The 17,710-nt window shown below is 60.9% G+C and carries 15 protein-coding genes; 4 read left to right on the top strand and 11 right to left on the bottom strand.

Translation table 11 applies throughout. From position 1 onward, the window contains the following. Positions 1-110 precede the first annotated feature (110 nt). Complete coding sequence (locus tag ACKFRY_RS05430; RefSeq protein ID WP_408923346.1) at positions 111-3,998, bottom strand: translation initiation factor IF-2 N-terminal domain-containing protein; 3,888 nt, start codon at positions 3,996-3,998, stop codon at positions 111-113. A 203-nt stretch (positions 3,999-4,201) separates the two neighbouring features. On the opposite strand from ACKFRY_RS05430, the gene ACKFRY_RS05425 reads away from it, so the two are divergent. Beyond that, on the top strand, positions 4,202-4,969 hold the full coding sequence (locus ACKFRY_RS05425) for a hypothetical protein (RefSeq protein ID WP_408923345.1): 768 nt from the start codon (positions 4,202-4,204) through the stop codon (positions 4,967-4,969). Here the strand turns inward: ACKFRY_RS05425 and arsB are convergent. Further along, positions 4,966-6,030, bottom strand: a complete 1,065-nt coding sequence (arsB, locus tag ACKFRY_RS05420; protein WP_408923344.1) for an ACR3 family arsenite efflux transporter — start codon at positions 6,028-6,030, stop codon at positions 4,966-4,968. The two genes, ACKFRY_RS05425 and arsB, sit on opposite strands and share 4 nt — an antisense overlap. 108 nt (positions 6,031-6,138) lie before the next feature. Here arsB and ACKFRY_RS05415 point away from each other — a divergent pair, with 108 nt between their 5' ends. Further along, complete coding sequence (locus ACKFRY_RS05415) at positions 6,139-6,489, top strand: metalloregulator ArsR/SmtB family transcription factor (protein WP_040425217.1); 351 nt, start codon at positions 6,139-6,141, stop codon at positions 6,487-6,489. Positions 6,490-6,758: 269 nt separating this feature from the next. Here ACKFRY_RS05415 and ndk read toward each other — a convergent pair whose 3' ends face one another. The 6 genes from ndk to ACKFRY_RS05385 all read right to left on the bottom strand — a co-directional run bounded on the left by ndk (position 6,759) and on the right by ACKFRY_RS05385 (position 13,401). Next, positions 6,759-7,169 carry a nucleoside-diphosphate kinase gene (gene ndk / locus ACKFRY_RS05410; RefSeq protein ID WP_005324068.1) on the bottom strand — a complete coding sequence of 137 codons (411 nt, stop codon included), beginning with the start codon at positions 7,167-7,169 and terminating at the stop codon, positions 6,759-6,761. A gap of 72 nt (positions 7,170-7,241) precedes the next feature. Beyond that, on the bottom strand, positions 7,242-7,559 hold the full coding sequence (locus ACKFRY_RS05405) for a hypothetical protein (RefSeq protein WP_250412467.1): 318 nt from the start codon (positions 7,557-7,559) through the stop codon (positions 7,242-7,244). Between the two features lie 46 nt (positions 7,560-7,605). Further along, positions 7,606-8,118 (bottom strand): DUF4233 domain-containing protein, encoded by a 513-nt coding sequence (locus ACKFRY_RS05400; RefSeq protein WP_408923343.1) that lies wholly within the window; start codon positions 8,116-8,118, stop codon positions 7,606-7,608. Next, a complete protein-coding gene (gene folC, locus ACKFRY_RS05395) occupies positions 8,115-9,650 on the bottom strand; it encodes a bifunctional tetrahydrofolate synthase/dihydrofolate synthase (protein ID WP_408923342.1) in 1,536 nt (511 codons plus the stop codon). Before folC ends, ACKFRY_RS05400 begins: the two co-directional genes overlap by 4 nt. Beyond that, on the bottom strand, positions 9,650-12,370 hold the full coding sequence (locus ACKFRY_RS05390; RefSeq protein ID WP_408923341.1) for a valine--tRNA ligase: 2,721 nt from the start codon (positions 12,368-12,370) through the stop codon (positions 9,650-9,652). The genes folC and ACKFRY_RS05390 overlap by 1 nt, the downstream gene beginning before the upstream one ends. Positions 12,371-12,450: 80 nt before the next feature. Beyond that, positions 12,451-13,401 (bottom strand): malate dehydrogenase, encoded by a 951-nt coding sequence (locus tag ACKFRY_RS05385; RefSeq protein ID WP_150851039.1) that lies wholly within the window; start codon positions 13,399-13,401, stop codon positions 12,451-12,453. A 373-nt stretch (positions 13,402-13,774) separates the two neighbouring features. On the opposite strand from ACKFRY_RS05385, the gene ACKFRY_RS05380 reads away from it, so the two are divergent. Then, positions 13,775-14,539: a TetR/AcrR family transcriptional regulator gene (locus ACKFRY_RS05380; protein ID WP_250409303.1), complete on the top strand. Its 765-nt coding sequence runs from the start codon at positions 13,775-13,777 to the stop codon at positions 14,537-14,539. A gap of 69 nt (positions 14,540-14,608) precedes the next feature. Here the strand turns inward: ACKFRY_RS05380 and clpX are convergent, their stop codons facing one another. Next, on the bottom strand, positions 14,609-15,904 hold the full coding sequence (gene clpX, locus ACKFRY_RS05375; protein WP_005324061.1) for an ATP-dependent Clp protease ATP-binding subunit ClpX: 1,296 nt from the start codon (positions 15,902-15,904) through the stop codon (positions 14,609-14,611). A 227-nt stretch (positions 15,905-16,131) separates the two neighbouring features. Between clpX and fabG the strand changes: the two genes are divergently transcribed. After that, complete coding sequence (gene fabG, locus ACKFRY_RS05370) at positions 16,132-16,899, top strand: 3-oxoacyl-ACP reductase FabG (RefSeq protein ID WP_302258549.1); 768 nt, start codon at positions 16,132-16,134, stop codon at positions 16,897-16,899. Positions 16,900-16,998: 99 nt separating this feature from the next. Here the strand turns inward: fabG and ACKFRY_RS05365 are convergent, their stop codons facing one another. Together ACKFRY_RS05365 and ACKFRY_RS05360 are read right to left on the bottom strand one after the other, a co-directional pair. Further along, complete coding sequence (locus ACKFRY_RS05365; RefSeq protein ID WP_005324057.1) at positions 16,999-17,253, bottom strand: hypothetical protein; 255 nt, start codon at positions 17,251-17,253, stop codon at positions 16,999-17,001. A 163-nt stretch (positions 17,254-17,416) separates the two neighbouring features. Continuing rightward, on the bottom strand, positions 17,417-17,707 hold the full coding sequence (locus ACKFRY_RS05360) for a hypothetical protein (RefSeq protein WP_005324056.1): 291 nt from the start codon (positions 17,705-17,707) through the stop codon (positions 17,417-17,419). Between the last annotated feature and the right edge of the window lie 3 nt (positions 17,708-17,710).

Below are 17,710 nucleotides of genomic sequence, written 5' to 3'. Positions count from 1 at the left end.
TGAGTGTCGGACTGATCCAGCGCCGTGAGTACTAAACAGCGACTGTCAAAGACTACCCCGTAGCGGGCACAAAATACAAACCACGCTTTTTGTGCCCGCGTGGCGTAGCCCTAAGACTTGCTTCGCCGTGCTACGCGGCGTCGGTCACGCCCAGACTTTGCGTGCGACATTTCCTTGTGCGCACCGCTCGCGGAAGCCTGCTCCTGGGTCGGATTATCCTGCGCCTTTGGGGCCTTGGCGCTTGCCGACGCCCCCTTCTTGCGCACCGCCCTCTTCTTTCCGCGGCGCAGCACCTTGGTACCGCCCGTGGTCGCCCGCTGGCCAGCATCGGAACGATCCGGCGAGCCACCCTGCTGCGTCGAACGGCCTTGGGCGGTCTTCGCTGCCTTCGGATTCTCTGCTACCGCCTTTTTAGGAGCGGCCTGGCGCACGGCACGGCGACGCCCACGGCCCTTGCCACCGGCGCGCCCCGCACGCGCGGCGCCAGCGGCCTTTTCATGGCGTTGCTCGGCGGACCCGCCCGCCTGCTTGTGTCCGTGCTCCTGTGCCTTTTCCTTGACCTCGTGCGGCACGCGCGAGGTGCTCCGGCGCTTGGCCGGCTGGGTGCGCACTGAGCGACGGCGGCCACGCCCGCGAGCCTTGCGCTCTTCGCGCGAGGTCTTCTCTCCGTGCTGGGCTTCAGCCCCGCTAGCGTTACCGTCGGCGTCGGCAGAGTCCTGCTCACCGGCGACCGCGAAATCCTGCGGCTGCGGGCGCCTATCGGAGCGCGAATTGCCGCGGGTGCGGCGCTTGCGGCGCGGGGAAGCCTCAAACTCGGCTACTGCCTCGTCATAGGTCTTTCCAGTTGCTTTCTCCGGAGCTATTTTCTCCGGAGCGGCTTCCTTTTCCAGTGCCTTCTGCTCGCCGCCTGCAGCCGTGTGCGTGGCCTTAGACCGGCGCGTCGCCCGGCGCGGCTTCTTGCCACGCTTGGAGCGGGCCGCTGCACCAGGGTGTGCCTGAGCAACGGCACCCGAGTCCGCGTCCGTATCCGCATCGGGGACATAGGAATTAAATTCCTGCACCTCGTCGCTCTCGGCCGCATTATCCGCCGCGGCATACGCGATGGCCTCGATATCGGAAACCTCAGTCTGAGTGCGCTTGCGCGCGCGGCGACGACCGCGTCCACGTCCGCGCTCCTTGCTGCGGTCGTGGTCTCCGCTGTGCTCTTCCGATTCGGCCTGCGACTGAGCCGGACCGCGCTCGTCCACAACGACGTTTGCTACGAGGTCTTCCAACGACGTCTTGGCAGATTCCCGTGCGGCCTCATCATTCTCGGTACCGTAGACCGGCGCTTGGGTTTTCTTGAAGCGCTTGGGCTTGGAGGAGCTTTCGGGGGCGTCGTCAAGCTCGTGCTTATGCATTGCCACCGCAGTCGGGTGCTGCTGCGGATCGTGGTGGTGCTTCTTGTGTGCCTTGGACTTGCGGCCGGAATGCTTGGAGCGCTGATCGTCCTCGGCCTCGTCCACCGGGTACTGGTGAATGATGATGCCACGGCCGTTGCAGCACTCGCACTCGGTGGAGAAGGTCTCCACTAGGCCGGTACCCAGGCGCTTGCGGGTCATCTGTACCAAGCCCAACGACGTAACCTCGGATACTTGGTGGCGGGTGCGATCGCGGCCCAAGGCTTCCTTTAGGCGGCGCAGCACCAGATCCTGGTTTTCTGGCAGGACCATATCGATAAAGTCCACGACGATCATGCCGCCGAGATCGCGCAGGCGCATCTGGCGCACGATTTCTTCGGCCGCCTCGAGGTTATTGCGGGTAACTGTTTCCTCTAGGTTGCCGCCGGAACCAGTGAATTTGCCGGTATTGACGTCGATGACAGTCATGGCTTCGGTGCGGTCAATAACCAGCGTGCCGCCCGAGGGCAGCCATACCTTGCGCGAGAGCGCCTTATGCAGCTGCTCATCAATGCGGTAAGCCTCGAAGGCATCCTGCCCGCCGTGGTCCTTGGCGCGGTAACGCACCACGCGGTCCGCAAGGTCCGGCGCCATGGAATCTACATAGGCGCGGACGGTATTGAAGGAGCGCTTGCCATCGACGATGAGCTCGGTGAAGTCCTCGTTGAAGAGATCGCGCACCACCTTGATGAGCATATTTGGCTCTTCATACATGGTCACCGGCTTGGCGCCCTTGGAGGACTTTTCCTTCTTAGCGTGTGCCACGATGTCCTCCCACCGGCTGTGCAGGCGGTTGACGTCGGTAGCGATTGCCTTTTCCGGTACGTTTTCGGCGGCGGTGCGGATGATCGCTCCACCATCGCCTGGAACCACGCGGCCGAGGATATCCTTCAAGCGCTTGCGCTCTGGGGCAGGCAGCTTGCGGGAAATGCCGGCGCTGCGCCCGCCCGGTACGTAGACCAGGTAGCGGCCAGCAAGGGAAATCTGGGTGGTCAGACGCGCGCCCTTATGGCCGATGGGATCTTTAGCCACCTGCACCAGCACTTGGTCACCGGATTTCAGGGCGTTTTCTACCTTGCGGGCACGCCCGTGCAGCTTGGTCTTGCGCCAGTCGATTTCACCGGCGTAGAGCACGCCGTTTCGGCCCTGTCCAATGTCCACGAAGGCCGCCTCCATGGACGGCAGCACGTTTTGAACGCGGCCCAAGTAGATATTGCCAATGAGCGAGGCCTGGGACTCGGTGGTCACGAAGTGCTCGACCAACAGGTCATCTTCTAACACGCCCACCTGGGTGATAATGCCGGCGCCGTCCTCGCGCTCCTTATCGCGCACCACCATGGTGCGCTCCACGGCTTCGCGGCGGGCGAGGAACTCCGCTTGGGAGACGATGTGCTGGCGGGTGCGGCCCTTTTCGCGCAATTCCGCGCGGCGGCGCTTCTGAGCCTCAATGCGCGTGGAGCCACGGATGGCCTTCGGCTCTTCAATGTGCTCGGGCTCGTCTGCCTGCTCTTCACGCTTCGAACCCGCGCCGCGTCCGCGGGATGCGCCGCGGCGCCCACGGCGGCGGCCTTCAGACTTTCCGGAACCGCGGTCGGAGCCGGAGCCGGAGTGCTCGCGGCTATCTTCGGCGGAATCGGCAGCGCCCTCATCGTCGTCGCGTGCGGAGTCGTCTGCAGAGAAGTCCTCCTCCGCTGCATCTACAGCCGGTGCGAATGCCCCTGCCTCGTCCTGTTGCGGGGCCATGAAGATAGGCGCAAAGTCATAGTGTCCAGAGTCTTCCTCGGATTCCGCGCGCGGGACGATGTGCGGGGCGTAGTAGTCATCCTCGAAGTCCTCGCCGGCCTCGGCCAGCGCCTCGTGCAACTTCGCCGCATCAACCGTTCCGGTATCGAGCGCGCTAGCCGGTGCTTCGTCCGCCTCATCCGTGGGTTCTGCCGCTTCGGATACTTCCGCTTCAGCGTCCTCTGGCTCCTCGGCGGCTGCGCCAGTTTCGGCTGCGGCCTGGGCCAGCGATGCCTCTACCTTGTCTTCGATCTGGGAGATTTCATTATCCACGTTCTTGCGCACGCGGTGGCGCAGGTGTTCTTCGTCTTCCGTGGACTGCTCCCCTTCCTCTGACTCGGCGGTATCTGCCGACTCTTCGGGCGCTGGTGCAGCGGATTTACGGGTGGCCTTGCGGGCGCGCTTGGCGCGCTTCTTCGCTGGCTTCTTTTCCGGTTCCTCGTCCGGGTTTTCTTCCGGTTGCGCGGCAGCCTTCTCCTCCGGCTCTTCAGCCGGCGCTTCAGTGGTATCGCCCGCGGGGGCGTCGGCAACCGCGGCGGCATTCGCCACAGCATCGAGCACCTGGCCTGCTTCCTCGCGGGAAAGGGAGCTTTGCGCGCTCTTTTTCAAGCCCATGTCTTTAAGCTGTGCCACCAACTCGCGCGAGGAAAGCCCCAGCTGTTTGGCTAGGGAATACACGCGGGTCTTGTCCTTGAGTTGGCTGCGCTCCAGGTTCTGGGCCAAAGACGCCGCTGCCTTGAGGCTTTCAGTTGTTTCTTGAGAGTTCTGTGCCACCATGTTTGGGCTTACTCCTGTACATCGTCTGTATTTGGCGCGGCCTCGGGCGCAGGCACGGCCGAAGACCGTACCGCCGCCGCACGAGGCATAGTGCGCGCTATAAAAGTTTGTGGGATATGAAGTTATGCCGCGTCTCGTACGCGCTATCCCCCATTGTGTCACAGAACCGCGGCCAAGCTAGCAGGCGGTGTTATGTTGGCGGGGTGGCAGAACTAGCACGAATCCCCGCGCGCGAACTCGCGCAGTACCGACAGCGCAATGAAGTCCCGGTGCGCTCCGCACTTTACTTTGGCGTACCGGCCGGCTTTGCCATTGGCTTCGCCAACACGGGCGTGGATTATATGTTGATGGGAGCCGGTGTTTTTGCCGTCTTTGCAGTACTGGGGTTGGTGCACCTCATCCGCAATTACCCACGCGGCATCAACGCTGCGCAAGAGGAATTCCGTGATGGTGACTATCCCACGATTGCCTATATCGCACCGTTTATCCCGATCGCTGCGCCATTGGTCATGGCGCCACTGAGCGCGGCCGACCTGCTCCCAGAGGTAGAGCTGGCCCCGCCCGTTGCCGGGATGCTGTCCGGCGCGTGGTGGGCCTTTGGCTTGCCGTTGGGCATCTGGAGCATGTTTTCCCAGTCCTTCCGCATCGGCCGGCGCCGCATTAACAAGATCCTTGAAAAAGACCCGCTCGACGGGGTTACGGAGGCTCGCTTGGAGCTTGCCGACGCCCACTCGGACATCCTCACCGCCCTCGTCGCCGCCGGCGCGGTGCAGGGAAACACGATTAATTCCACTGCCCTCTCGAAGTTCATGAAGGTAGACCTCGACCCTCTATCCGAACAGCTCGATGCTTTAGCAAAGGCGGACCTGGTGAAGCTGAGCCGCATGGGACTGCGCACCGCGCCCGCAAAGTGGACCATCACCATCACGCCGACTGGGGTTCGCTGTCTGTATCAAGTGGGCCGGCGCTAACTTGGCAAGCTTTTGTCTCCTGGGAAGAGCTTCGGGCCTATCCAGAGCATTATATAAACGAGGCCCACGAGCACTGGGATTTCAATCAGTGGCCCGATGGTGCCGGCGAGGGCCTGTGCTGACGCGGCGCCAAAGGTGCCGATGGAAACTGCAATGGCTAGCTCGAAGTTATTTCCGGCTGCTGTAAAAGCCACGGAAGCAGACTGTGCGTAGTTCATTCCCCCGGCTTTTGCTACGCCCAAGGCAAGGAAAAACATTCCAACGAAGTAAATAACCAGTGGAATCGCCACTCTCACCACGGCTGTCGGCTGGGCTACCAGCTGCTCGCCTTGCAGTGAAAACAGCAGCACGATGGTGTAGAGCAAACCAATCATCGCCAAAGGCGAGACTGCCGGGAGAAAACGGTCTTCGAACCATTCGCATCCTTTGACCTTTTCTCCCCACACCCGTGAGAGCACACCAAGCAGCAGGGGTACTCCTAGGAACACAAGAACCGCAGTGACGATGGACCAGAAAGAAAATTCAACAGAGGTGGTGTCTAGGCCTAGCCATCCAGGTAGAACTTGCAAGTAGAACCAACCCATGACGCCAAACATGGCTACCTGGAATACAGAGTTTATGGCGACAAGAACGGCGGTGGCCTCTCGATCCGCGCAGGAAAGGTCAGACCATACCAAGACCATGGCGATGCAGCGCGCCAATCCGACGATGATTAAGCCGGTTCGCAACTCCGGCTGGTCTGCCAAAAAGATCCACGCCAAGGTAAACATCAACGCGGGCCCCACCACCCAGTTCAGCACGATAGATATCACCATCAGGCGACCATCGGCAGCAATGTCTCGAGTCTTTTCGTAGCGAACTTTAGCCAAGGGCGGATACATCATAACTAGCAGGCCCAGCGCGATTGGAAGAGAAATACCGCCAACCTCTAGAGCAGACAGTGCTTCTCCAATGCCTGGCAGGAAGTGGCCTATCAATAGCCCCACAGCCATGGCCATGATGATCCACACAGGAAGGAATCTATCGAGAAATGACAACTTTGGGCGTTGCGTAACGGCCATGGCTCTCCTTGTGCGCCGAGGAATTCAACTTTCGAACAGTACTTTAATCGCCCATATTGATACTCGTCAATATAACGGAATGGGAGGCAGACTCCTTATACTGTGTGCATGGACTCCTCCCCTAGCAATGCCGATAGCACCCCAGATGCACAGTGCTGTTCCCTGAGCAGTGGCCCACTCAGCCAAGGCGACTCCCTCCGCTTTTCCCAGCAATTTAAAGTACTTGCTGACCCAGCCCGCCTGCGCCTGCTATCCATATTGTGCGACGAGGGCTGCGGCCCGATGAGTGTTACGGAGCTGACCGCGCTTTCCGGCCTGAGCCAACCGACGGTATCTCATCACCTCGGCAAGTTGAGGGAATCCGGTCTCTTAATCAAGCAACAATCGGGCCGTACCGTTACCCATCGAGTGCAAAAGGAAGCCTTCCGAACACTGCGCCAGTTACTCTCCTTCGATTAGGAGAACTCCAGTCCTAGTCTGAGATGTGAATGACCTCGCGTGCATTATCCTCAGCAATGATCTGCCGCGTTAAGCACCTTCAGCCCCGAAACAAAACCCCTGCTCCAGTTCTGCTTCTCTACGTATTTGCGGCTTTGCCGTTTCAATACTTATTCAAGGTAGGGCCGGATACTCGGTATGCGGCTCTCCGCTTGGGCTTATGGATCAAGCAATAAATAAAGCCCGAGCCTACAGGCTCGGGCTGAATGATGCGCTAAGTGCGCAAAAGTTTAGAGGTTCGGGAACCAGATAGCGATCTCGCGCTCAGCGGACTCTGGGGAGTCAGAGCCGTGGACGATGTTCTCGCCAACGGTCAGAGCGAAGTCGCCGCGGATGGTGCCCGGGGTGGCCTTGGAGACTGGGTCGGTGCCGCCAGCCAGCTGACGCCATGCCTCGATGGCGCGCTCGCCCTCAACAACACCAGCGATAAGCGGTGCGGAGGTGATGAACTCGACGAGGTCACCGAAGAATGGCTTGTCCTTGTGCTCCTCGTAGTGCTTCTCCGCGGTCTCGCGGTCAGCAACGCGCAGGTCGAGCTCAGCCAGCTTCAGGCCCTTGCGCTCGATGCGGGAGATGATTTCGCCTACGTGGCCGTTCTTTACGCCGTCCGGCTTGATGAGAATCAGTGTACGTTCAGTCATGCCCCACACTGTACCGAAACCGCACGCATGCGTCGCGCGCTGGGGTATCCCGTTGGGGTAAAAATCTGGCGTCTAATGCTCTGCGAGCTGCTTGACTATCTCTTCAGCGCGCCCCTGCGAAGTCCCCCTGAACCACAGGCGTACCTGGCCTACTGCGGCGCCAAACTGCCCATTGCCCAACAGTCGTTGCAGCTCCGCGCGCTGCTCCTTATCCAAATCCTCAAAGGTGGCTTCTTTGGCCGGCTCAAAGTTGCTCCGCAGCGCCAAAACCAGAAAAACGCCACCAATGATGAGGGCGACTAGCGGTAGCCATGGCGTTCCCGTAGCGGCGCGGGCTACCACCGCGGCGATGCAGGCGAGTGCGGCAAGGACGAGATAGAGATTGCGCATGGGCGCTAGTCTATCGCGTCTGCCCCACCCGCCGGAGGTATCGAGCCTATTTCTCGTTGAGGTGCTGCGTGGTGAGGTATCCGCGCTTCATGCGGGCGATAAGGTTGCTGCGCAGGTAGACGGCCAGCAGCCACTCCATGCCAAAGATGATGAAGATGGCGGCCACGGCCCAGTGGACCATAAAGCCCACAATGACGCACAACAGCTGTGCCCACACAATGACGGACAGCGCCCACTTCTTATTCATGAACGCGATCATCACGAGGTGGAATACCACTGCGGCGATGACAAAGCCGTAGTTAAAGGGGGTCCACAAGGTGCCGTCATAAAGCTTGTACAGCATCGGCAGTGCGAAGGATAGGGCGAGCGCCTCCATGGTCAGGGAGCTGGCAATGACCATCCCGTTGAAGCTTTTGAGCGGGTCCTTGACTGGGGCTTGGCCCATGCCGAGGGGTCCGATCTCGCTTTCGGGGACCTGTTCCTCGCGGCCACGGGCGCAGGTGCGTCGGGGCGGGCGAGGTTGGCGCTCTCCGCCTGGGTGGTGATTGTCGCGGCTCATGCAGGTTCCTTTCCAAACATCGCGCGGGCATCACCAGCGGTGACGACCGAGCCGGTGATGATGATGCCGGAGCCGGACTGGACCTCGGCATCCTCCGCAAGCTCCACGGCCTGGGCATAGGCGCCCGGCAGGTTATCGGCTACGTGCACGCGCTCCTCGCCAAAGATATCGCGGGCGGTCTCTGCCAAGTCGTAGGCATCGAGGGCGCGCGGCGAGGAGTTTTGTGTGACGACTACCTCAGTGAGGTAAGGCTCTAGCGCGGTAAGGATGCCGGTAACGTCCTTGTCCGCGAAGATGGACAGCACACCGATGAGGCGGGCGAAGTCGAAATCGCGGTCCAGTGCAGCACCGAGGGCCTTGGCGCCATGTGGGTTATGGGCGGCATCAATAAACGTCGTCGGCGAGGTGCGCACGCGCTCCAGGCGGCCGGGCGAAATCGCTTGGGCAAAACCATTGCGCACGGTCGCAACATCCAGCGGGTGGCCGGCCGAGGCGCCGAAAAATGCCTCCACCGCAGCAAGGGCCACGGCGGCATTTTTGGCCTGGTGCTCGCCGTGCAGGGGTAGGAAAATATCCTCGTACAGGCCGCCAAGGCCCTGGATATTGACCTGCTGGCCGCCAACAGCGATGCGGGACTCGAGGGCGGCAAACTCGGAACCGGAGCGGGCCACGCCCGCCTCCACATCCACGGCCTGTTGCAGGATAACCCGCATTGCTTCCGGGTCCTGTTCGGCGATGACCACGATATTTTCATTCGGGGTCAGCGGGTCATCGGCATCCTCACGCGGTTTGATAATGCCCGCCTTTTCACCGGCAATCTCTGCGAGGGTATCGCCCAGGTAATCCGTGTGGTCCAAGCCCACCGGAGTAATGACGGAAACGTCCGCATTGACCACGTTGGTGGCATCCCATCGGCCGCCAAGGCCGACTTCAACGACGGCGACGTCCACGGGGGCGTCGGCAAACGCGGCATAGGACAAGCCGACGAGGACCTCGAACTTGGACATGGGAACGTCCGACTGGGCATCGACCATCTCCACAAAGGGCTTGATCTCGTGCCAGATGCGCACATAATCGCGCGGGTGGATGGGCTGGCCATCGATGCCGATGCGCTCGGTAACGCGCTGCAGGTGCGGGCTGGTGACCAGGCCGACGCGGCGGTGGAAGGCCCGCAGGAGCGAATCCACCATGCGCGCGGTGGAGGACTTGCCGTTGGTGCCGGCAATGTGGATGACATCGAAGGAACGCTCAGGGTGGCCGAGCAGATCCATGAGCATCTCGATGCGGTCGAGGGAAGGCTCAATCTTGGTCTCCGGCCAGCGCTCGTTGAGCTCGTCTTCTACCTCCGCGAGGGCGCGCAGCTCTTCGGCCGACACCTCTTGCGGTGCGGCATCGTTGTACTCGTCCTCGCTGCCCATGCCCAAGTTGAGCGTCAGGCCGGACTCGGTGATTTCCACCGGGCCACCATCGGTGCCTTCTTTGAGGGCATCGACGATTTCGAAGTCCTCAGTCTCCTTGTCCTTGTCCGCCACTACTTCAGGCCCTCCAAACGGCTGGTGATGCGCTCGACCTCTTCGCGGGCGACCTGCTGGCGCTCCTTGATCTTATTGACCACTTCTTCCGGCGCCTTGGACAAGAAGTTCTCGTTGCCCAGCTTCTTGCCGGTCTGCTCCAGTTCCTTATTGGCCTTGGCCAGGTCCTTCTCCAGGCGCTTGCGCTCGGCTTCTACGTCCACCGCGCCGTGGGTGTCCAGGGTGACCTCCACGGTGGCCTGGGAAAGGCGCACCTCGATGGAGGCGGAAGGATTGAAATCCTCGCCTGGGGCTGTGGTATTGGCCAGGTTGCGCACCAGTTCCTCTTGGCCGGCGAGATCCGCTGCGGCGAAGTCGAGGCGGCCCGGCACCTTCTGAGAAGGCTTTACGCCCTGGTCGGAGCGGAAGCGGCGCAGCTCAGTGATGAGCTTATCCGCGTCCTCGATGCGGCGGGCGGCCACCTCATCCTTGGTGGCGCCACCATTGGTATCTGCAACGGTAGGCCACGGTGCAACGACGATGGACTCGCCGCCGGTCAGAGCCTTCCACAGCACCTCGGTCACGAATGGCATGGTCGGGTGCAGCAGGCGCAGGACGACGTCAAGCACGCGGCCCAACACGATCTGGGTATTGCGGCCCTGCTCGCTTACGCCATCGCGCGGGATCTGGGTCTTGGCAATCTCCAAGTACCAGTCACACAGCTCGTCCCAGGTGAAGTGGTAGAGCAGCTCGTTGGCCTTAGCAAACTGGTAGTCATCCAGGTAGTCATCCACCTTGGCACGGACCTCTTCGGCGCGGTCAAGGATCCACCGGTCGGCGTCGCTAAGCTCCGCGCGGTTCGGCAGCGTGGCCACTCCAGCGCCGTTCATGAGCGCGAACTTGGTGGCGTTAAAGAGCTTGGTAGCAAAGTTGCGGGCAGCCGCGGCGGCGTCGGAGCCAAGCGGCAGGTCCACGCCAGGGTTGGCGCCGCGGGCAAGGGTAAATCGCAGGGCATCCGCACCGTAATCGCGTACCCAATCCATCGGGTCAATGCCGTTGCCCAAGGACTTGGACATCTTGCGGCCCTGCTCATCGCGGACTAGGCCGTGCAGGTACAGATCCTTGAACGGAACCTGCGGGCGACCATCGGTGCCCTCACCCAACAGCTCCGGGGTGTGGCTGCCGGCAAAGGTGCCAAACATCATCATGCGGGCCACCCAGAAGAACAAGATGTCATAGGCGGTGACCAGCACGTTGGTGGGATAGAACTTCTCCAGATCCGGGGTCTTTTCTGGCCAGCCCAGGGTGGAAAATGGCCACAGCGCGGAGGAGAACCAGGTATCCAGCACGTCCGGATCCTGCTCGTATCCTGCCGGCGGCTCCTCATCAGGGCCGACACAGACGATGTCTCGCTGGCCGTCCTCGCCTTCGGGCCCGTACCAGATAGGAATGCGGTGGCCCCACCACAGCTGGCGGGAGATGCACCAATCGTGCATGTCATCGACCCACTCGAAGTAGCGCGGCTCGAGCGACTGCGGGTGCAGGGTGGTATCGCCCTCGCGCACGGCATCACCAGAGGCCTTGGCCATCTTGGCCACGTCCACGAACCACTGCAGGGACAGGCGCGGCTCGATGGGCTCGCCGGAGCGCTCCGAGTGGCCCACGGAGTGGACGTACGGGCGGATTTCCTTGACAATGCGGCCCTGCTCGCGCAGCGCCTCGCGGATCTCCACGCGGGCTTCCTCGCGGGTCAGGCCGTCGAAGCGGGTGCCGGTATTGGCAATGTGGCCGGTGGTATCGATGACCGTGGGCATCTCCAGGTTGTGGCGGGTGCCCATTGCGTAGTCATTCGGGTCGTGGGCCGGGGTGATCTTCACCGCGCCGGTACCGAATTCCATGTCCACGTAATCATCGGCGATGATCTTGAGCGTCAGGTCATCGCGGAACGGGTGCGGCAGCTCCTTGCCCACCAAGTCGGCGTAGCGCTCGTCGTCGGGGTGTACGGCGATAGCGACGTCGCCCAGCATGGTTTCCACACGGGTGGTGGCCACGATGAGGTGCGGTTCATCGTCATTGAGCGAGCCATAGCGGATGGACACCAGCTCGCCCTCGACGTCCTTGTACACGACCTCGATATCGGAGACGGCGGTCTCTAGCACCGGCGACCAGTTCACCAGGCGGTTGGCCTGGTAGATCATGCCTTCATCGTAGAGGTTCTTAAAGATGGTCTGGACGGCGCGGGAGAGGCCATCATCCAAGGTGAAGCGCTCGCGGGACCAGTCCACGGAGTCACCGATGGCGCGCATCTGGTTCTGGATGGTGCCGCCGTACTGCTCCTTCCATTCCCAGACCTTGCCAATGAATTCTTCGCGCTCGTAGTCCCAGCGCTTCTTGCCCTCGGTCTCCTTGAGCTTGGCCTCGACCTTGGTCTGGGTGGCAATGCCGGCGTGATCGGCACCGGGCAGCCACAGGGTGGCGTAGCCCTGCATGCGCTTGCGGCGGATAATGGAATCAATCAGCGTGTGGTCTAGGGCGTGGCCCATGTGCAGCTGGCCGGTCACATTCGGCGGCGGCAGCACGATGGAATAAGGCTCAGCCTCCGAATTCGCATCCGGCGTGAAGTAGCCCTTTTCTACCCAGCCCTCATAGAGGTCCTTCTCTACGGCCTGCGGCTCCCACGACTTGGGCAGCGCATCGGCGCGGTTGGTACCAACTAATTGCTCATTATTTTGCTCAGTCACCTGGCCGATTCTACCTTGCACGTCAACCGGCTCAGCCAGGCAGGGTGCGCACCGAGTAAGAGGTGCGCACCGAACGGGTTTTAGAGCAGGTCCGCCACGGCCTTGCGCTCCTCGCGCAGCTCGGCCACAGAGGCCTCGATGCGCTCCTTTTGGAATTCAGTGAGCTCCAGTCCCTGCACGATCTCCCACTGGCCATTGCGGCTCACCGTGGGGAATCCGCAGATAAGGCCCTCGTCGACGCCGTAGGATCCGTCCGATGGCACCGCCGCGGTGCGCCAGTCCTCGGTGCCATGGATCCAGTCATGCATGTGGTCCACGGCTGCCGACGCCGCCGAAGCGGCCGAGGAGCTGCCGCGAACCTCAATAATCTCCGCACCGCGCTTGGCCACCTTGGGGATCATTTCCTCGCGGTACCAGTCCTGATCCACCTCCGCGTTGGAGTAGGTGATATCCGGGAACTGGCTGGCGGAGTGGTTGCCCCAGACCGCCACCTTGGTGAAATCGGTGGTGGACTTGCCCGTCTTCAGTGCTAGCTGGCTCAGGGTGCGGTTGTGGTCCAAGCGCATCAAAGCGTTGAACTGGGAGTTATCCAAATCCGGCGCATTATTCGCAGCGATGAGGGCATTGGTATTAGCCGGGTTGCCCACCACGAGCACGCGAACACCGCGCGCGGCGTAGTCATTGATGGCCTTGCCCTGCTTGGTGAAGATGGCGCCATTGGCCTCCAGCAGGTCGGCGCGCTCCATGCCCTTGCTGCGGGGGCGAGCGCCTACAAGAAAGGCGGCGGAGGTGTTCTCAAAGGCTTCCTTGAGATCATCAGTAACCGTAATGGAGTTAACCAACGGCAGGGCGGAGTCGTTGAGCTCCATGGCTACGCCTTGGGCCTTTTCCACCGCAGCGGGAATTTCCAACAGCGCCAGGTCCACCGGGGTGTCCTTGCCGTACACATCTCCAGCAGCGATGCGCCACAGCAGCGAATACGCGATGTTGCCGGCGGCGCCGGTGACAGTGATCTTGACGGGCTGGGTCATGGTGTAAAGCCTCCTCAATAATGGCTGTGACATGGGCGGCACACGCGAGCCAGATTGCTCGCACCGCCACGGAATGTAATCCATCACCGAGCTTAGCCCCACCGCCAGCATTCGCGCTGTGAATCTGGCCCCCTCTTTTGGAGGGAAAATCTAGGGTCCTTGCGTTAAATTACCCCCATTTACCTCAAAATTAGCGCCCCCAATGGGCCAGATACTCCCGCACGGGGTGATTAATCGGGCATGATAGGAAAAGGAAATGCGGGACACTCCCCCACGCTGCACACCCAGAATGCATAGGGATTGCCAACTCCCGCACTATGAGACATCAGTTCACCGCGCCACCGCCGCGCCGCAAGGATTAAGGACTTACGCAATGAGCACTGAGAATACTGACCCACTGCAGGCTGCAGACCAGGCGGATTCTCCTCACGCTGCCCACGCGGAATCCGTCAGCATTGACTCCGTGGTGGACGTTGCGATCAAGCAGTTCTCCCGTTTTGGCTTTACTGAAACCAAGCTAGAGACCATCGCCCAAGAATCCGGCATGTCCAAGCGCATGATTCACTACCACTTTGGCGATAAGAAGGGCTTGTACCTGCGTGCGCTGAGCACCGCCGCGCAGCGCCTCAATCCGCCTGAGGATGCCCTGGAAATCGATACCGCAGTTCCGGTCGAAGGCGTGCGCAAGTTGGTGGATTGGCTCTTCCGCGAGCGCGTAGCCAACCCGGAGGCCATTCGCATGCTGGTATGGGAAACTAACCAGCAGATTGTGGACCCAGCACAGCAGGCTATTGCCGACGTCGCCGGGGTAGCCCTCCACCTTGACCGCTTGCTGCTCTTGGGCCAAGACGCCGGCGCCTTCCGCCCGGGCATTTCCGCCAATGACATCTTCACCCTGATTTCCTCGTTGACGGTCTACCGCGTGACCAATCAGGTGATGGTGGAAAACATGCTGGGCGTGAACTTCAATACCCAAGAAAATATCGACGGCATGCATAGGCTCACCGTCGATGCTGTGCTGGCGTTTTTGACCGCCAATATTCCGGACTCAGGCCACGAGTCCTACCTCACCTCGTCCTCGTTCGATACCGAAGAAGGCGACGAGGCCTCCCCGCAGGATATCTACAGCGAGGAGTAATAGCGCGGGCCCTCCGGCCCACGCCCCACCCTGCCACAGCCCGCCAGTAGGCGCTGTGGCAGCTAAGGCCTAGGCAGATTCCTTGGCCTCGTCCTTGTAGCTAAACTGCGGCTCCGCGCCCTCGGTCACGCACTCCCGCGTGATGTGTACCGTGGCAATATCCTCGCGGTCTGGCAGGTCGTACATGACTGGGACCAAAAGCTCTTCCATGATGGCGCGCAGGCCACGCGCACCCGTCTTGCGTTCCAAGGCGAGCTCCGCGATGGCATCCAATGCCGCTGGCTCGATGTCCAATTCGCAGTCATCCATCTCAAAGAGGCGGCTGTACTGCTTAACCAGGGAGTTCTTGGGCTCGGTGAGCACCTTGACCAGGGATTCACGGTCCAGGTTATCCACCGTGGCCACGACCGGCAGGCGGCCGATGAACTCGGGGATAAGACCGAACTTCACTAGGTCCTCGGGGCGCACCTGGGAGAAGAGGTCAACCTTTTCGCGCTCGTCCTTGGTATCCAGGTTGGCGCCAAAGCCCACGCCCTTCTTGCCCACGCGATCCGCAATGACCTGGTCCAGACCAGCGAAAGCGCCGGCGACGATGAACAAAATATTGGAGGTATCCAGCTGGATAAACTCCTGATTCGGGTGCTTGCGGCCGCCTTGCGGCGGGATGGCCGCCACGGTGCCTTCTAGGATCTTCAGCAGCGCCTGCTGCACGCCCTCACCGGAGACATCGCGGGTAATGGACGGGTTCTCGGACTTGCGGGAAATCTTGTCCACCTCATCAACGTAGATGATGCCGCGCTGGGCACGCTCCACGTCAAAGTCCGCGGCCTGCAGCAGCTTCAGGAGGATATTTTCCACATCTTCACCCACATAGCCGGCCTCGGTGAGGCTGGTGGCATCGGCGATGGCAAAGGGGACATCGAGAAGCCGGGCCAAGGTCTGCGCCAGGTAGGTCTTACCGGAACCGGTGGGGCCCAACATCAAGATATTGGACTTAGAGATTTCTACTTCATCGCCCTCGGCCTTCTTGCGGCGGGCCTCCAACGCAGCCGACTCTTCGGCCTTGATGCGCTTGTAGTGGTTATAGACCGCCACAGACAGCACACGCTTGGCCTTGTCTTGGCCAATGACATACTTGTCTAGGAAGGCGGAAATCTGCGAGGGTCGAGGCAGGCGCACCTCCGCATCGGAGGATTCTTGCGCCTGCTCTTGGCCCAGTTCCTCTTCGATGATCTCATTGCATAGCTCGATGCACTCATCGCAGATGTAGACACCGCCGCCGGCGATGAGCTTTTTCACCTGCTTCTGACTCTTGCCACAAAAGGAACACTTGAGCAGGTCAGCGCTTTCTTGCATACGTGCCATTAAGTTCTTTCACACTCGCTTTTCGTACCGCTATCCACAGTTGGAAGGACGATTCTACCCTTCCGAGCGGCTTCATCTTCATCTGTTTCTACCTTAGTAAATCAACCCGACAGGCCCTTCATTCATTCCCTCCCGCGTGGCGAATTTCCCAGGCCTTTCCTGCTCTTGCGGCCTAAACTAGAAGGTGAAATCACCCTCATCCCACCCCTTTTAGGAACAGGAGCATCATGTTCGATCTCACAGGCCGGGTAGCCGTTGTCACCGGCGGCGCCTCCGGCATTGGCCGCGGCATTGTCGCCGCACTGCGAGAGGCCGGCGCCACCGTTGTCATCGCCGATATCGACCTAGACCACTCCACCGCTACCGCTAAGGAGTTGGGTGCCAGCGCCATTCGCGTGGACGTCACCGACCGCACTTCGGTTAAGGACATGTACCGCCAGGTCACTGCCGAGCACGGCGGCTTCGACATTGTGTGCTCCAATGCTGGCGTCTTTCCCAACTGTCCGCTGGCAGAGATGACCGATGATAAGTGGGAGGCGATGTTTGCCATCAACACCCACGGCACCTTCAAGGTGGTCCAGGAGGCGCTCCCCTACCTCAAGCAACGCCGCTATGGGCGCATCGTCATCACCACATCTATCACCGGCTCGCACACGGGCTTTCCCGGTTGGGCCCACTACGGCGCTTCCAAGGCCGCGCAACAAGGCTTTATGCGTTCGGCCGCGCTCGAAGTGGCCCGCGATGGCATCACCATCAACGGCGTCCTCCCAGGCAATATCCTCACCGAGGGCCTCGAGGCCCAAGGCCAGGAGTACCTCGATCAAATGACGCGCTCGGTACCGCTGCACCGCCTGGGCACCCCACGCGATATTGGCAACGCAGCGGCCTTCCTGGCTTCGGAAGAGGCAGGCTATATCACCGGCCAAACCCTTATTATCGATGGCGGCCAGCTCCTGCCCGAAACCCCTGAGGCCATCCTGCCGCCGCGCGATTAGCCGCGATTGCCGACGCCCCCGTGTGCCCCACGCAGCACAAAGCCCCCTGCTACACAGTGTGCGGCAAGGGGCCTCGTGGGGATTTCATTCAGTTGCTGCTTACTGCAGCCAATCGAAGTCGAGCAGGAAAAGTTCTGCATCGAGCATCTCGTGTTCATCCGGAGCATGACCGGTGACGGTTTCTAGTGCCTCTGCTACGTCCTTGGTAGTAGCAGGGGTCTTATCAGCGTCAAGCAGGGTTTCTGCCACCAAAGCGCGAACCGGAGCTTCTGAAACGGTGTCCAGGCCGGTTCCAGTGGTGGAGCCCTTGAACGCATCAGCGATGCCGTCCATCAAAGTACGCATCTTGTTCATTTCTCACACCTCCATGTGGCTTTCTCTCTGTTTGATAGAGAAGAATATACGCGGCACACTTCCACTAAGCAACCCCTAGGTCGCTTAAAGTTAACCTTTTGTTAACTTTGGAAAAGTGTGCCGCGCATCACACGGAAGGTTTGCCCTCGGGCAAGAGGATTCTTTATAGGTCACCGAACGGCGTAAAGCCGAAGTAGTGGTCCAGCGTATCGCGAGCAATCCACATGATGGCCACGAGAATGACTACGGCCAACACCGCATAAACGGTCCAGCCCAGTACCTTCATCTGCGTACTTGCCGGAGTATCGCCCACGACAACGCCGTTGTCGTCACGAATTGGGTCACCGGTCATGCACCGCATGCCCAGAGAGAACAGGAGCGGAATGCCAGCGCCGAAAACCAGCGCCAAGCCTGCAACGTGAATGAGGGACTGGAAGATTTCTGCAGCAGTCATGGT

This window comes from Corynebacterium tuberculostearicum (assembly GCF_046097255.1).
GTDB lineage: Bacteria > Actinomycetota > Actinomycetes > Mycobacteriales > Mycobacteriaceae > Corynebacterium > Corynebacterium tuberculostearicum_J.
This window is presented reverse-complemented; position numbering and strand designations above follow the sequence as displayed.

What these genes read in the sequence shown, in the direction of transcription:
- ACKFRY_RS05430 (WP_408923346.1), bottom strand. Translation starts at nt 3,998, where the DNA reads ATGGTGGCACAGAACTCTCAAGAAACAACTGAAAGCCTCAAGGCAGCG.
- arsB (WP_408923344.1), bottom strand. Translation starts at nt 6,030, where the DNA reads ATGGCCGTTACGCAACGCCCAAAGTTGTCATTTCTCGATAGATTCCTT.
- ACKFRY_RS05415 (WP_040425217.1), top strand. Translation starts at nt 6,139, where the DNA reads ATGGACTCCTCCCCTAGCAATGCCGATAGCACCCCAGATGCACAGTGC.
- ndk (WP_005324068.1), bottom strand. Translation starts at nt 7,169, where the DNA reads ATGACTGAACGTACACTGATTCTCATCAAGCCGGACGGCGTAAAGAAC.
- ACKFRY_RS05405 (WP_250412467.1), bottom strand. Translation starts at nt 7,559, where the DNA reads ATGCGCAATCTCTATCTCGTCCTTGCCGCACTCGCCTGCATCGCCGCG.
- ACKFRY_RS05400 (WP_408923343.1), bottom strand. Translation starts at nt 8,118, where the DNA reads ATGAGCCGCGACAATCACCACCCAGGCGGAGAGCGCCAACCTCGCCCG.
- ACKFRY_RS05385 (WP_150851039.1), bottom strand. Translation starts at nt 13,401, where the DNA reads ATGACCCAGCCCGTCAAGATCACTGTCACCGGCGCCGCCGGCAACATC.
- ACKFRY_RS05380 (WP_250409303.1), top strand. Translation starts at nt 13,775, where the DNA reads ATGAGCACTGAGAATACTGACCCACTGCAGGCTGCAGACCAGGCGGAT.
- clpX (WP_005324061.1), bottom strand. Translation starts at nt 15,904, where the DNA reads ATGGCACGTATGCAAGAAAGCGCTGACCTGCTCAAGTGTTCCTTTTGT.
- fabG (WP_302258549.1), top strand. Translation starts at nt 16,132, where the DNA reads ATGTTCGATCTCACAGGCCGGGTAGCCGTTGTCACCGGCGGCGCCTCC.
- ACKFRY_RS05365 (WP_005324057.1), bottom strand. Translation starts at nt 17,253, where the DNA reads ATGAACAAGATGCGTACTTTGATGGACGGCATCGCTGATGCGTTCAAG.
- ACKFRY_RS05360 (WP_005324056.1), bottom strand. Translation starts at nt 17,707, where the DNA reads ATGACTGCTGCAGAAATCTTCCAGTCCCTCATTCACGTTGCAGGCTTG.